This is a genomic window from Pseudomonas sp. PDM18 (genome assembly GCF_014852585.1).
Lineage (GTDB): Bacteria > Pseudomonadota > Gammaproteobacteria > Pseudomonadales > Pseudomonadaceae > Pseudomonas.
This window is the reverse complement of record NZ_JACVBX010000005.1, coordinates 32,989-45,636: the sequence shown is the minus strand read 5'-3', so window position 1 is coordinate 45,636 and position 12,648 is coordinate 32,989. Positions and strand designations below refer to the sequence as shown.

Sequence of the window (12,648 nt, the reverse complement as noted above, 5' to 3'; positions counted from 1 at the left end):
GGAATAGCAATTGGCCTACAGCACATTCCTACGCGTAAGGTCAGCCAAGGTTACCGAGCGGCTATCCCGAGCTCTGTCGGAATTTTCGTCGGACGAGGGATCCGCACGCGCTTCTGGCGGTTCAGCTCACCGCTTTCAAGCTTCACCGCACTTTTCGGTACGCCGAAGGCCTTGCCGAGGAATGCCAGCAGGTGAGCGTTGGCCTTGCCTTCGACCGGTGGCGCGGTGAGGCGGATCTTCAGGCGCTCACCATGCAGCCCGGCGAACTCGTCGCGGCTCGCCTTGGGCTGCAGGTGGCAGTCGAGGATCAGGTCCTCGCCGTCCCAGAAATAAAAGCTCATCTGCCTAGCGGACTCTTGGAGCTAGCGAGCTAGAGCGAGACAAGGCGAAAACAGCCGGGGATGCGCAGTTTACGATCTGTAAATGAGCAATCCCCGGCTGTTTTCAACGCAGTATCGCCGACGCGCAGCAGCTCCTCTGTAATTACATGAAGGGCGAAAGAATCTGCGGCATCCCGGTCATTGCCGCCAGGTTGCCGATCACCAGCATGTCGATCAGCTTCAGCGCGATGAACGCGAAGATCGGCGAGATATCCAGCCCACCGAGGTTCGGCAGCAGCTTGCGGAACGGCGCCAGGAACGGCTCGCAGATCTGGTTCACCAGCTGGGCGCCGGGATTGTGGCTGCCCGGGGCAACCCAGGAGAGGATCACGCTGATGATCAGGGCGAAGAAGAACACCTTCAGGAACAGCGAGGTCACCGCGATGATCGACCAGACCAGCAGCTGCAGAATGTAGCCGCCCACGCCATAGCCCATAAGGGTCAGCGTCACGACCATCAGCACCAGCTGGACCAGGATCGCCAGCACCAGCGAGGCGAAGTCGATGCCGCCGAAGCCGGGAATGATGCGGCGCAGCGGGTTCAGCAGCGGCTTGGTGGCGCGCACGATGAACTGGCTGAGCGGGTTATAGAAGTCGGCGCGGACCAGTTGCAGGATGAAGCGCAGCAGCACGATCAGCAGGTACAGGCTGCCAAGTGTCTGGATCACATAGATGGCGGCTGTGGAAAGTCCGGTCATTGGGCGGTCCTTGGTGAACGTTGGGCGCCGGCGCGCAGGGCCGGGCGAATCGGGCGGTCGGTCAACGACGGCGCTGTAACGCCATACTGTAGGGAATTCATCGTCGCCGGTCGCGTGTAAGTGTGTTTCGTTACGTGCAAATTCAACCCTGCCTGGCGATCAGGGGTTGTCCGTCACAGGCGGGAGCGGGCGACCGTCCCAGGTCGCCTGCGACGCGGCAATTAGCGGCCCAGTTGTTCGGCCAGCTCGGCGGAGCGATGGTCGGCGGCGCCGACTGCCTTTTCCACCAGTGCCTCGAAGCCGTTGGCCTGGAAGGTGGTAATGGCGGCTTCGGTGGTGCCCTTGGGCGAGGTCACGCGGCGGCGCAGTTCGGCCGGGTCGACATCGCTGGTGGTGGCCATCTGCGCGGCGCCCAGGGCGGTCTGGCGGGCCAGTTGGCCGGCGACTTCGCGGGACAGGCCGAGCTTCTCGCCTGCGGCGGTCATGGCTTCCATGAGCAGGAAAAAGTAGGCCGGGCCGCTGCCGGAGACGGCAGTGACCGCGTCGATCTGACGCTCCTCGTCCAGCCACAGGGCGATGCCCACGGCGCTCAACAGTTGCTGCGCCTGCTCGCGCTGGGCGGCGCTGACGCTGGCGTTGGGGTACAGGCCGCTGGCGCCCAGGCCGACCAGTGCCGGGGTGTTGGGCATGCAACGGACGATGGCGCGCGGCTGGCCGTTCACCTCGCCGAGCCAGCGTTCAAGGCTGGCGCAGGGAATGCCGGCGGCGATGGAGACGATCAGCGCGTTCTCGCTCAGCGCCGGCGCCAGCGCCAGGCAGACATCCTTCATGACCTGCGGTTTGACCGCCAGGACCACAACGTCGGCGCCGACCACGGCGCTGGCGTTGTCGCCGACCACTTCGATGCCGTGCTCGGCGGCGATCTTCGCGCGCTGCTCGGCGCCCGGATCGCTGGCGCGGATGTCGCTCGCGGCGACGCCCTTGGCGCGCAGGCCACCAATGAGACTGGCGGCCATGTTGCCGGCGCCGATGAAGGCAATGCGGGTGCTGCTCATGGAGTCTCTTCCTTTATTAGTGCGAGGCGCCGTAGTCGCGGGCGCCGAATAGGGCGGTACCGATCCGCACCCAGGTGGCGCCTTCGCCGATGGCGGCTTCGAGGTCGTGGCTCATGCCCATGGACAGGGTGTCCAGGCCGAGATTCAGGGCTTGCATCAGCTCGCGCAGGCGGGCGAACGCGGCGTGCTGCGCGGCAACGTCCTCGGTGGGTTCGGGGATCGCCATCAGGCCGCGCAGTTTCAGGTGCGGCAGTTGCGCCACGGTCTGGGCAAGGGCGGGCAGCTCGGCAGGGGAGCAGCCGGACTTGCTGTCCTCGCCGCTGACGTTCACCTGCAGCAGCACGTTGAGTGGCGGCAGGTTCGCCGGGCGCTGCTCGGAGAGGCGCTGGGCGACCTTCAGGCGGTCCACCGAGTGCACCCAGTCGAAGTGCTCGGCAATCGGCCGGGTCTTGTTCGACTGGATGGGGCCGATGAAATGCCAGGTCAGCGGCAGATCGGCCAGCTCGGTCTGCTTGAGCAGCGCTTCCTGCAGGTAATTCTCGCCAAAATCGGCCAGGCCGCAGGCAAACGCTTCGCGGATCGCGGTGGCGGGTTTGGTCTTGCTCACGGCCAGCAACTGCACCGAGTCAGGCGTGCGATTTTTCGCTTGTTCCGCCTCACGGATTCGTACGCGAACCTTTGCAATATTCTCTGCTATCGTGGACATTACCGTCGCTTTTCCGCCCGGCTGCTGCGTGTTCTGCGGCATTCTACCTGCTTGCTCTTGATTGGGGAGTCCCATGGATATTACCGAGCTGCTCGCCTTCAGCGCCAAGCAGGGCGCTTCGGACCTGCACCTCTCGGCCGGCCTGCCGCCGATGATCCGCGTCGACGGCGATGTTCGCCGCATCAACCTGCCGCCGCTGGAGCACAAGCAGGTTCACGCGCTGATCTACGACATCATGAACGACAAGCAGCGCAAGGATTACGAAGAATTCCTGGAAACCGACTTCTCCTTCGAAGTCCCGGGGGTTGCGCGTTTCCGGGTCAACGCCTTCAACCAGAACCGCGGCGCCGGCGCCGTGTTCCGGACCATTCCCTCCAAGGTGCTGACCATGGAAGACCTGGGGATGGGCGAGGTGTTCAAGCGCGTCTCCGACGTGCCGCGCGGCCTGGTCCTGGTGACCGGCCCGACCGGTTCGGGCAAGTCCACCTCGCTGGCAGCGATGCTCGACTACCTGAACAACACCAAATACAGCCACATCCTCACCGTCGAAGACCCGATCGAATTCGTCCACGAATCGAAGAAGTGCCTGGTCAACCAGCGTGAGGTGCACCGCGACACCCTGGGCTTCAACGAGGCGCTGCGCTCGGCCCTGCGTGAGGACCCGGACATCATCCTGGTGGGTGAGATGCGCGACCTGGAGACCATCCGCCTGGCGCTGACCGCCGCGGAAACCGGCCACCTGGTCTTCGGCACCCTGCACACCACCTCCGCGGCCAAGACCATCGACCGTATCGTCGACGTGTTCCCCGCCGAGGAGAAATCCATGGTCCGCTCCATGCTCTCCGAATCCCTGCAGGCGGTGATTTCCCAGACCCTGCTGAAGAAGATCGGCGGCGGGCGGGTGGCGGCCCACGAGATCATGATCGGCACCCCGGCGATCCGTAACCTGATCCGCGAGGACAAGGTCGCGCAGATGTACTCCGCCATCCAGACCGGCGGCGCGATCGGCATGCAGACCCTCGACATGTGCCTCAAGGGCCTGGTCGCCAAGGGCCTGGTGACCCGCGACGCGGCGAAAGAAAAAGCCAAGATCCCGGAAAATTTCTAACCCCACCGGGCCCCTGCGGCCCGGCGCACGGAGCGCGCCACACGCACCCGCTTCGTGATCCGACAGCCCTGTCGTAGTCAGCGTGAACTCGGCGAGAAAGATCATGGAATTCGAGAAGCTGTTGCGCCTGATGGTGGAAAAGGGGGCCTCCGACCTGTTCATCACGGCGGGCGTGCCGCCTTCGATGAAGGTCAACGGCAAGGTGCTGCCGGTCACCAAGACTGCGCTGTCGCCGGAGCAGACCCGCGAGACCGTGCTGTCGGTGATGAACGAGCAGCAGCGCCGCGACTTCGCCGAGAACCACGAGTGCAACTTCGCGATCAGCGCTCGTGGCGTCGGTCGCTTCCGTGTCAGCGCCTTCTACCAGCGCAACCTGGTGGGCATGGTGCTGCGGCGCATCGAGACCAACATCCCGACCATCGATGACCTGAAACTGCCGGAAATCCTCAAGAAGCTGGCGATGACCAAGCGCGGCCTGGTGATCTTCGTTGGCGCCACCGGTACCGGTAAATCCACCTCGCTGGCGGCGATGATCGGCTACCGCAACAAGAACTCCACCGGCCACATCATCTCCATCGAAGACCCCATCGAGTACATCCACCAGCACCAGGGCTGCATCGTCACCCAGCGTGAGGTGGGCCTGGATACCGATACCTTCGAGGTGGCCCTGAAGAACACCCTGCGCCAGGCGCCGGACGTGATCATGATCGGCGAGGTGCGCTCGCGCGAGACCATGGACCACGCCGTGGCCTTCGCCGAAACCGGCCACCTGTGCCTGGCGACCCTGCACGCCAACAATGCCAACCAGGCGCTGGAGCGGATCATCCACTTCTTCCCGGCCGACCGGCATGGCCAGGTGTGGATGGACCTCTCGCTGAACCTCAAGGCCATCGTCGCCCAGCAACTGGTGCCGACCCCGGACGGCAAGGGCCGCCGCGCGGTGATCGAGGTGCTGCTGAACACCCCGCTGGCCGCCGACCTGATCCGCAAGGGTGAGGTCCACGAGCTCAAGCCACTGATGAAGCGCTCCACCGAGCAGGGCATGCAGACCTTCGACCAAGCGCTGTACCAGCTCTACACCCAGGGCGAGATCACCTACGAAGATGCGCTGGCCTACGCCGACTCGGCGAACGACCTGCGCCTGATGATCAAGCTGGGCTCGGAGACCGACGCCGACCACCTGACCACCATGACCCAGGGCCTGACCCTGGAGATGGGCGACGACGACCCCAATCGCCGTTTCCGCTGATCCCGCTCCTTGAGAAGCCCGCCCCGTGCGGGCTTTTCGTTTATGCTGGTTGCCTTGTAACGCAACGGGAGAAAGGCATGTCCGCCAACCCTGACACCCATAGCAAGGTCATCGGCTACCTGCTGTGGATCTTCGGCTTCACCGGCTCGCACCGTTTCTACTACGGCCGACCGATCACAGGCACCATCTGGTTCTTCACCCTCGGCCTGTTCTTCATCGGCTGGATCATCGACTTGTTCCTCATTCCCTCCATGGATGACGCGGCGGACCAGCGCTACCGTTCCGGCGGCGTGGACTACAACGTCGCCTGGATCCTGCTGACCTTCCTCGGTGTGTTCGGCGTGCACCGCATGTACATGGGCAAGTGGCTCACCGGCATCCTCTACCTGTTCACCGGCGGCCTGTTCTTCATCGGCGTGCTCTATGACTTCTGGACGCTGAACAGCCAGATTTCCGAGCGCAACGGGCCGCAGCGGATCTGACCCTTCTTTTGTAGGAGCGAGGGGGACGCCCAGTCCTTGCTCGCGAACATCCCGAGCGCCGACGTTGGGCGGTTCGCGAGCAAGCTCGCTCCTACAGATGAACGCTCTGCGCACCGCTTGCTCCTACGCACGTCCACCCTCGTCTTTCGTCGCGCCGCCTGGCGCGACCTGTGCCTCCCGCCTAAGGTCAGGAGGACAGTAGCAGGCGTCGCCGGGCGATCCCCGTGGCGCCGCAGAAGGAGTGGCTGCCATGAGCAACGAATCCCGCCCCGCCGTACTCGACCTGATCGGCAATACCCCCATGGTCCGCGTGACGCGCTTCGATACCGGACCCTGCACGCTGTTCCTCAAGCTCGAATCACAGAACCCCGGCGGCTCGATCAAGGACCGCATCGGTGTCGCCATGATCGAGGCCGCCGAGCGCGACGGCCGGCTAAAGCCCGGTGGCGTGATCGTCGAAGCCACTGCCGGCAACACGGGCTTGGGCCTGGCGTTGGTGGGGCGCGCCAAGGGCTACCGGGTGGTGCTGGTGGTGCCGGACAAGATGTCCACCGAGAAGGTCCTGCACCTGCGCGCCATGGGTGCCGAGGTGCACATCACCCGTTCCGACGTCGGCAAGGGCCACCCCGAGTATTACCAGGACGTCGCCGCGCGGCTGGCGAAAGACCTACCCGACGCCTTCTTCGCCGACCAGTTCAACAACCCCGCCAACCCACTGGCCCATGAGACCGGCACCGGCCCGGAAATCTGGGCGCAGACCGGCCATGACCTCGACGCCGTGGTGGTCGGTGTCGGCTCCGCCGGCACGCTCACCGGCCTCACGCGCTTCTTCCAGAAGGTCCAGCCCGAACTGGAAATGGTCCTCGCCGACCCCGTTGGCTCGATCATGGCCGAGTATTCGCGCTCCGGCGCCATCGGTACGCCCGGCTCCTGGGCGGTGGAGGGCATCGGCGAAGACTTCGTGCCGTCGATTGCCGACCTCTCCAGCGTGCGCCACGCCTACTCGATCAGCGACGAGGAAAGCTTCGCCACCGCCCGCGAGCTGCTGCGCAATGAAGGCATCGCCGCCGGGTCCTCCACCGGCACGCTGCTGGCCGCCGCGCTGCGCTTCTGCCGCGAGCAGAATGAACCCAAGCGCGTGGTCAGCCTGGTCTGCGACACCGGCACGCGCTACCTGTCGAAGATCTACAACGACCAGTGGATGACCGACCAGGGCCTGCTGCAGCGCAAGCGCTACGGCGACCTGCGCGACATCATCGCACGGCGCTTCGAGGAAGGCCGGGTGGTCAGTGTCGGCCCCGGCGACACCCTGCTCACCGCCTTCCAGCGCATGCGCCTGGCGGACATCTCCCAGCTCCCCGTACTCGACGGCAAGCGCCTGGTGGGCGTGATCGACGAGTCCGACATCCTCATGGGCGTGCATGACGACCCCGCGCACTACCGTTGCGAAGTCTCCAGCGCCATGAGCGATGCGCCGGAAACCCTGGCCCCCGGTGCCAGCCTCGCCGAACTGGAAGCGGTGCTTGGGCGCGGTCTGGTGGCGATCATCGCCGACGCCTCGGGCTTCCACGGCCTGATCACAAGATTCGACCTGCTCAACCACTTGCGGAGGACCCTGCCATGAGCCAGCACGACGACCGCCTCGGTTTCGCCACCCGCGTGATTCACGCCGGGCAGGAGCCGGACCCATCCACCGGGGCGATCATGCCGCCGATCTACGCCAACTCCACCTACCGCCAGGACAGCCCCGGCGTGCACAAGGGCCTCGACTACGGCCGCTCGCACAACCCCACGCGCTGGGCGCTGGAGCGCTGCGTGGCAGACCTGGAAGGCGGCAGCAAGGCGTTCGCCTTCGCCTCGGGGCTGGCGGCGATCTCGGCGGCGCTGGAGCTGCTCGATGCCGGCTCGCACATCGTCTCCGGCAATGACCTCTACGGCGGCACCTTCCGCCTGTTCGAGCGGGTGCGCCGGCGCAGCGCCGGGCACGATTTCCACTTCGCCGACCTGGCCCAGCCCGGCGCGCTGGAGGCGGCACTGACCGACAAGACGCGCATGGTCTGGGTGGAAACCCCGAGCAACCCGCTGCTGCGCCTGACCGACCTGGCCGCCATCGCCCGCACCTGCCGCGAGCGCGGCATCCTCTGCGTGGCCGACAACACTTTCGCCAGTCCCTACGTGCAGCGCCCACTGGACCTGGGCTTCGACATCGTCGTGCACTCCACCACCAAGTACCTCAATGGCCACTCGGACGTCATCGGCGGCATCGCCATCGTCGGCGACAACCCCGACCTCGCCGAACGCCTGGGCTTCCTGCAGAACTCGGTGGGCGCCATCGCCGGCCCTTTCGACGCCTTCCTCACCCTGCGCGGGGTGAAGACCCTGGCGCTGCGCATGGAGCGCCACTGCGCCAACGCTCTCGACCTGGCGAAATGGCTGGAGCAGCAGCCGCAGGTCAAACGCGTCTACTACCCCGGCCTGCCATCACACCCGCAGCACGAACTGGCGCGCACGCAGATGAAGGGCTTCGGCGGGATGATCTCGCTGGACCTGGACACCGACCTCGCCGGCTCACGGCGCTTCCTGGAGAACGTCCAGTTGTTCGCCCTGGCGGAAAGCCTGGGCGGCGTGGAGAGCCTGATCGAGCACCCGGCGATCATGACCCACGCCAGTATCCCGGCGGAGAACCGCGCGGCGCTGGGCATCGGCGATTCGCTGATTCGCCTGTCGGTGGGGGTGGAGGGCGTGGAAGACCTGCGCGCCGATCTGGCCAAGGCTTTGGCGATGATCTGATCACCGGCTCCGGCCAATTCGGGTAGGGCGTATAACGCGCCAGCGCTATTCGCCGTGGCATTACCGGCGAATAACCCGTTCCGGGTTATGCGCCCTACGCAACTGACGCGCTCCTACAGGAAGCATGAAAAAAACCGCCGATTGGCGGGCTTTTTCATGGAACGGCGGAGCGTCACACCGCGTGGACGATATGTCCGTCCACCAGGGTGCAGCGCACCACGCCCGGCAGGCAGTGGCCGAGGAACGGGCAGTTCTGGCCGCGGGAGTGCCAGGTCTCGCCCGCCAGGGTCTGGCCGTCGGCTTCGAACAGCACCACGTCCGCGGCCGCGCCAATGGCCAGCTTGCCGGCCGGCAGGCGCAGGGCGGCGGCCGGGCCGCTGGAGAGGCGCGCGAGCAGGGTCGGCAGGTCGAGCAGGCCGTCCTGCACCAGGGTCATGGCCAGCGGCAGCAGCAGTTCGACGCTGCTGATGCCCGGGTCGGTCGCGGCGAACGGGGCGTTCTTGGCGTCCTGCTCGTGGGGCTGGTGGTGGCTGGCGATGGCCTGGATCACGCCGCTCTTCACCGCTTCGCGCAGGGCGTCGCGGTCCTTGTGCGAGCGCAGCGGCGGCTGCACGTGGTACAGGCTGGAGAAATCCGCCAGCGCCTCGTCGGTGAGGATCAACTGGTACAGCGCCACATCGGCAGTGACCGGCAGGCCACGGGCCTGGGCCTGGGCGATCATCTCGACGCCACGGGCGCTGGTCAGCTGGCTGAAGTGCGCACGCACGCCGGACTGCTCGACCAGCAGCAGGTTGCGGGCCAGGGCCACGGTCTCGGCGGTTTCCGGGATGCCGGCCAGGCCGCGGAAGCTGGCGGTCGGGCCTTCGTGGGCGATGCCGTCGGCCGCCAGTTCGGCGTCCTGGGAGGTGAACACCACGGTCAGGTCGAAGGTCGCCGCGTATTCCAGCGAACGCAGCAGCACGCGGTTGCTCGCCATCGGCGCCAGGCCGTTGGTGAAGGCCACGCAGCCGGCGTCGCGCAGGGCGACCAGCTCGGACAGTTGCTCGCCGGCCAGGCCCTTGGTCAGCGCGCCGATGGGGAAGACCTTGGCGTTGCCGGCCTCGCGGGCGCGGTCGAGGATCAGCTCGGCGACGGCGGAGGTGTCCAGCACCGGCTTGGTCTGCGGCGGGAAGCACAGGCTGGTGACGCCACCGGCAGCGGCGGCGCGGGTTTCGCTTTCGATGCTGCCCTTGCGGCTGTAGCCCGGCTCGCGCAGGGCGACGCTCAGGTCCACCAGGCCGGGTGCGGCGATCAGGCCGGCGGCGTCGATTTCCTGGGCGGCGTGGAAGCCTTCGGGGGCGTCGCCGATGGCGACGATGCGGCCAGCCTCGATGTGCAGGTCGCAGACTTTGTCCAGGCCGCTGGCCGGGTCGATCAGGTGGGCGCCACGAATACTGACGGTCATTGCGCGTCCTCCTGTTCCAGCTGGCGTTGGGTGTTCTGGCCGCTCATGGCCATGGACAGCACGGCCATGCGGATGGCGATGCCGTAGGTGACCTGGTTGAGGATTACCGACTGTTCGCCGTCAGCCACGGCGGAATCGATCTCCACGCCGCGGTTGATCGGGCCGGGGTGCATGACGATGGCGTCGGGCTTGGCCAGCTGCAGGCGCTTCTGGGTCAGGCCGTAGAGCTTGAAGAACTCGCCTTCGCTGGGCAGCAGGCCGCCGGCCATGCGCTCGCGCTGCAGGCGCAGCATGATCACCACGTCGACATCCTTCAGGCCTTCGTTGGCGTCGGTGAACACCTTCACCCCGTACTGTTCTTCCAGGCCTACCGGCAGCAGCGTGCGCGGCGCGATGACGCGGATGTCAGGGCAGCCGAGGGTTTTCAGCGCCAGCATGTCCGAGCGCGCCACCCGCGAGTGCAGAATGTCGCCGACGATGGCCACCGAGAGGTTCTCGAAGCTGCCCTTGTGGCGGCGGATGGTGAGCATGTCGAGCATGCCCTGGGTCGGGTGGCCGTGGCGGCCGTCGCCGCCGTTGATCACGGCGACGTTGGGGCTGACGTGCTCAGCAATGAAGTGCGCGGCGCCCGAGTCGCTGTGGCGCACGACGAACATGTCGGCGGCCATGGCCTCGAGGTTGCGCAGGGTGTCGGTGAGCGTCTCGCCCTTGCTGGTCGAGGAGGTCGACACGTTCAGCGAGATGACGTCGGCGGACAGGCGCTGGGCGGCCAGTTCGAAGGTGGTGCGGGTGCGTGTGGAGTTTTCGAAGAACACGTTGCACACGGTCTTGCCGCGCAGCAGCGGGACTTTCTTCACTGCGCGGGCGCCGACTTCGAGGAAGGAATCGGCGGTATCTAGGATTTCAGTCAGCAGTTCGCGGGACAACCCGTCGAGCGAGAGGAAGTGGCGCAGCTGGCCCAGGTCGTTGAGCTGCAGCGGGCGCTTGGCGTCGGTCGGCATGTGGCAGGCCCTGAAAGTTGGGGGTGGAGGTCCGGGCGCGCGGAGTTACAGCGCGGTGCTGAGAAGCGTGCGCTCGAGGACAAGTGGTGCGGGACCGCGCAATTTTACCCGCTCGTTGGGTGCCAGGGACAGGGTTTCGCCGACGATATCCGGGCGAATGGGCAGCTCGCGCTTGTTCAGGTCCACCAGGCTGACCAGGGTCACGCTGGCCGGGCGGCCGTAGTCGAACAGCTCGTTGAGCGCGGCGCGGATGGTCCGGCCGCTCATCAGTACGTCGTCCACCAGGACCAGGTGCTGGCCGTCGATCTCGAAGGGCAGTTCCGACGGACGGACCTGCGGGTGCAGGCCGCTGCGGCTGAAATCGTCGCGGTAGAAGGAGACGTCGAGGATGCCGAGGATCTCGTCGCTGCCCAGTGCCTTGAGCAGTTCCTGGGCGACCCAGATGCCGCCAGTGTGGATGCCGACGAAGCGCGGCGAGTCGATCCCGCGCTGCGCCAGATAGTTGCGCAGGTCGGTGGCCATGCGGGGGATGAGTTCGGCGGGGCTGGGCAGGGTCATGACGTCTCCGGTTCGGTTGGCGAGGCCACCCGGCACGGGCGGCCATCGGGGCGGACCGTTCCGGGAAGGAGTGGTCCGGCAAGCTTAGTGGCTTTCGCTGCGCTGGCGCTGCCTCAGGTCAAGGACGCTGCAGCAGGGCCGCGTGGATCAAGCGGGGGCGTTGTCGGCCAGCCAGCCCTCCAGCAGCAGGGCGGCGGCCAGGGCGTCCACTGGGCGCTCGCGGTAACCATCGCGCTGGCCCTGGGCCAGGCGCTCGCCCTTGGCGGCGTAGGTGGTCAGGCGTTCGTCGTGGGTGTGCACCGGCAGGTTGTAGCGGCCGTGCAGGCGGCGGGCGAATTTCTCGGCGCGCTCGCTCATGTCGCTGGGGGTGCCGTCCATGTTCAGCGGCAGGCCGACGACGATAGCGTCGGGCTGCCATTCCTTGATCAGGGCTTCGACGCGGTTCCAGTCCGGCACGCCGTTCTGTGCCTTGAGCACGCACAGTTCGCGAGCCTGCCCGGTGATGGCCTGGCCAACGGCGACGCCGATCTGCTTGGTGCCGTAGTCGAAGCCTAGAAGCAGGCGCAGGGGTTTGCTGTTCATCAGGCGTGCCCGGCCTGGGCGGTGAGCAGGCTGAGGTTTACCCCCAGGCGCTCGGCGGCCGCCGACAGGCGCTGCTCGGTCGGCACCTCGAAGAGCACCGCCGGGTCGGCGGGGCAGGTCAGCCAGGCGTTGTCGGCGAGTTCGGCTTCCAGCTGGCCGGCTTCCCAGCCTGCGTAGCCGAGAGTGATCAGGTGCTGCGCGGGGCCGCTGCCATCGGCGATGGCGAACAGTACGTCCTGGGAGGTGGACAGCGACAGCTCGCCCAGCTCCAGGGTGGCCTGGTAACTACGTCCGGCGGGGTGCAGGACGAAGCCGCGGTCCGTCTGTACCGGGCCGCCGGTATAGATGGTCATGCCCTGGCAGCGCACTGGCGGCAGTTCGTCCGGACGCAGCTGTTCGAGCACGTCGGCGAGACTCAGGCCGCTGGGGCGATTGATGATCAGGCCCATGGCGCCCTGCTCGTTGTGTTCCACGAGGTAGGTCACCGTCTGGGCGAAATTGGAGTCCGCCATGTGCGGCATGGCGATCAGGAAGTGGTGCTTGAGATAGCTGGCAGCTGTGCTTTTCATGCCGGCTAGTTTCAGGCCTGGGGACCA

General features: G+C 66.5%; 14 protein-coding genes. 5 read left to right on the top strand and 9 right to left on the bottom strand.

Features of this window, described 5'->3' with window-relative positions; genetic code table 11:
- Nucleotides 1-50 precede the first annotated feature (50 nt).
- From IB274_RS12140 to IB274_RS12125, 4 genes are all read right to left on the bottom strand, one after another.
- Nucleotides 51-341: a DUF167 domain-containing protein gene (locus IB274_RS12140; RefSeq protein ID WP_192432224.1), complete on the bottom strand. Its 291-nt coding sequence runs from the start codon at nt 339-341 to the stop codon at nt 51-53.
- A 142-nt stretch (nt 342-483) separates the two neighbouring features.
- Nucleotides 484-1,077 (bottom strand): YggT family protein, encoded by a 594-nt coding sequence (locus IB274_RS12135; RefSeq protein WP_192432222.1) that lies wholly within the window; start codon nt 1,075-1,077, stop codon nt 484-486.
- A gap of 221 nt (nt 1,078-1,298) precedes the next feature.
- Nucleotides 1,299-2,132 (bottom strand): pyrroline-5-carboxylate reductase, encoded by an 834-nt coding sequence (proC, locus tag IB274_RS12130; protein WP_192432220.1) that lies wholly within the window; start codon nt 2,130-2,132, stop codon nt 1,299-1,301.
- 16 nt (nt 2,133-2,148) lie between these two features.
- A complete protein-coding gene (locus tag IB274_RS12125) occupies nt 2,149-2,838 on the bottom strand; it encodes a YggS family pyridoxal phosphate-dependent enzyme (RefSeq protein ID WP_192432218.1) in 690 nt (229 codons plus the stop codon).
- 73 nt (nt 2,839-2,911) lie between these two features.
- On the opposite strand from IB274_RS12125, the gene pilT reads away from it, so the two are divergent.
- From pilT to IB274_RS12100, 5 genes are all read left to right on the top strand, one after another.
- Entirely contained in the window at nt 2,912-3,946 is a 1,035-nt protein-coding gene (gene pilT, locus IB274_RS12120; RefSeq protein ID WP_017520118.1) for a type IV pilus twitching motility protein PilT, read from the top strand.
- A 103-nt stretch (nt 3,947-4,049) separates the two neighbouring features.
- Nucleotides 4,050-5,195: a type IV pilus ATPase PilU gene (pilU, locus tag IB274_RS12115; protein ID WP_192432216.1), complete on the top strand. Its 1,146-nt coding sequence runs from the start codon at nt 4,050-4,052 to the stop codon at nt 5,193-5,195.
- Between the two features lie 77 nt (nt 5,196-5,272).
- The gene (locus IB274_RS12110; protein WP_017520120.1) at nt 5,273-5,677 is read left to right on the top strand and encodes an NINE protein; all 405 of its coding nucleotides are present in this window, start codon (nt 5,273-5,275) and stop codon (nt 5,675-5,677) included.
- Between the two features lie 250 nt (nt 5,678-5,927).
- A complete protein-coding gene (locus tag IB274_RS12105) occupies nt 5,928-7,301 on the top strand; it encodes a pyridoxal-phosphate dependent enzyme (protein ID WP_192432214.1) in 1,374 nt (457 codons plus the stop codon).
- Nucleotides 7,298-8,467: a trans-sulfuration enzyme family protein gene (locus tag IB274_RS12100; RefSeq protein WP_192432212.1), complete on the top strand. Its 1,170-nt coding sequence runs from the start codon at nt 7,298-7,300 to the stop codon at nt 8,465-8,467. The genes IB274_RS12105 and IB274_RS12100 overlap by 4 nt, the downstream gene beginning before the upstream one ends.
- 172 nt (nt 8,468-8,639) lie before the next feature.
- Here IB274_RS12100 and IB274_RS12095 read toward each other — a convergent pair whose 3' ends face one another.
- The 5 genes from IB274_RS12095 to IB274_RS12075 all read right to left on the bottom strand — a co-directional run bounded on the left by IB274_RS12095 (nt 8,640) and on the right by IB274_RS12075 (nt 12,621).
- The gene (locus tag IB274_RS12095; RefSeq protein WP_192432210.1) at nt 8,640-9,911 is read right to left on the bottom strand and encodes a dihydroorotase; all 1,272 of its coding nucleotides are present in this window, start codon (nt 9,909-9,911) and stop codon (nt 8,640-8,642) included.
- Nucleotides 9,908-10,912: an aspartate carbamoyltransferase catalytic subunit gene (locus IB274_RS12090; protein WP_192432208.1), complete on the bottom strand. Its 1,005-nt coding sequence runs from the start codon at nt 10,910-10,912 to the stop codon at nt 9,908-9,910. The genes IB274_RS12095 and IB274_RS12090 overlap by 4 nt, the downstream gene beginning before the upstream one ends.
- Before the next feature lie 45 nt (nt 10,913-10,957).
- The gene (pyrR, locus tag IB274_RS12085; RefSeq protein ID WP_081519598.1) at nt 10,958-11,470 is read right to left on the bottom strand and encodes a bifunctional pyr operon transcriptional regulator/uracil phosphoribosyltransferase PyrR; all 513 of its coding nucleotides are present in this window, start codon (nt 11,468-11,470) and stop codon (nt 10,958-10,960) included.
- A gap of 147 nt (nt 11,471-11,617) precedes the next feature.
- Nucleotides 11,618-12,055 (bottom strand): Holliday junction resolvase RuvX, encoded by a 438-nt coding sequence (gene ruvX / locus IB274_RS12080; protein WP_192432488.1) that lies wholly within the window; start codon nt 12,053-12,055, stop codon nt 11,618-11,620.
- Complete coding sequence (locus tag IB274_RS12075) at nt 12,052-12,621, bottom strand: YqgE/AlgH family protein (RefSeq protein WP_192432206.1); 570 nt, start codon at nt 12,619-12,621, stop codon at nt 12,052-12,054. The genes ruvX and IB274_RS12075 overlap by 4 nt, the downstream gene beginning before the upstream one ends.
- Nucleotides 12,622-12,648: the final 27 nt, after the last annotated feature.

What these genes read in the sequence shown, in the direction of transcription:
- IB274_RS12140 (WP_192432224.1), bottom strand. Translation starts at nt 341, where the DNA reads ATGAGCTTTTATTTCTGGGACGGCGAGGACCTGATCCTCGACTGCCAC.
- IB274_RS12135 (WP_192432222.1), bottom strand. Translation starts at nt 1,077, where the DNA reads ATGACCGGACTTTCCACAGCCGCCATCTATGTGATCCAGACACTTGGC.
- proC (WP_192432220.1), bottom strand. Translation starts at nt 2,132, where the DNA reads ATGAGCAGCACCCGCATTGCCTTCATCGGCGCCGGCAACATGGCCGCC.
- IB274_RS12125 (WP_192432218.1), bottom strand. Translation starts at nt 2,838, where the DNA reads ATGTCCACGATAGCAGAGAATATTGCAAAGGTTCGCGTACGAATCCGT.
- pilT (WP_017520118.1), top strand. Translation starts at nt 2,912, where the DNA reads ATGGATATTACCGAGCTGCTCGCCTTCAGCGCCAAGCAGGGCGCTTCG.
- pilU (WP_192432216.1), top strand. Translation starts at nt 4,050, where the DNA reads ATGGAATTCGAGAAGCTGTTGCGCCTGATGGTGGAAAAGGGGGCCTCC.
- IB274_RS12110 (WP_017520120.1), top strand. Translation starts at nt 5,273, where the DNA reads ATGTCCGCCAACCCTGACACCCATAGCAAGGTCATCGGCTACCTGCTG.
- IB274_RS12105 (WP_192432214.1), top strand. Translation starts at nt 5,928, where the DNA reads ATGAGCAACGAATCCCGCCCCGCCGTACTCGACCTGATCGGCAATACC.
- IB274_RS12100 (WP_192432212.1), top strand. Translation starts at nt 7,298, where the DNA reads ATGAGCCAGCACGACGACCGCCTCGGTTTCGCCACCCGCGTGATTCAC.
- IB274_RS12095 (WP_192432210.1), bottom strand. Translation starts at nt 9,911, where the DNA reads ATGACCGTCAGTATTCGTGGCGCCCACCTGATCGACCCGGCCAGCGGC.
- IB274_RS12090 (WP_192432208.1), bottom strand. Translation starts at nt 10,912, where the DNA reads ATGCCGACCGACGCCAAGCGCCCGCTGCAGCTCAACGACCTGGGCCAG.
- pyrR (WP_081519598.1), bottom strand. Translation starts at nt 11,470, where the DNA reads ATGACCCTGCCCAGCCCCGCCGAACTCATCCCCCGCATGGCCACCGAC.
- IB274_RS12075 (WP_192432206.1), bottom strand. Translation starts at nt 12,621, where the DNA reads ATGAAAAGCACAGCTGCCAGCTATCTCAAGCACCACTTCCTGATCGCC.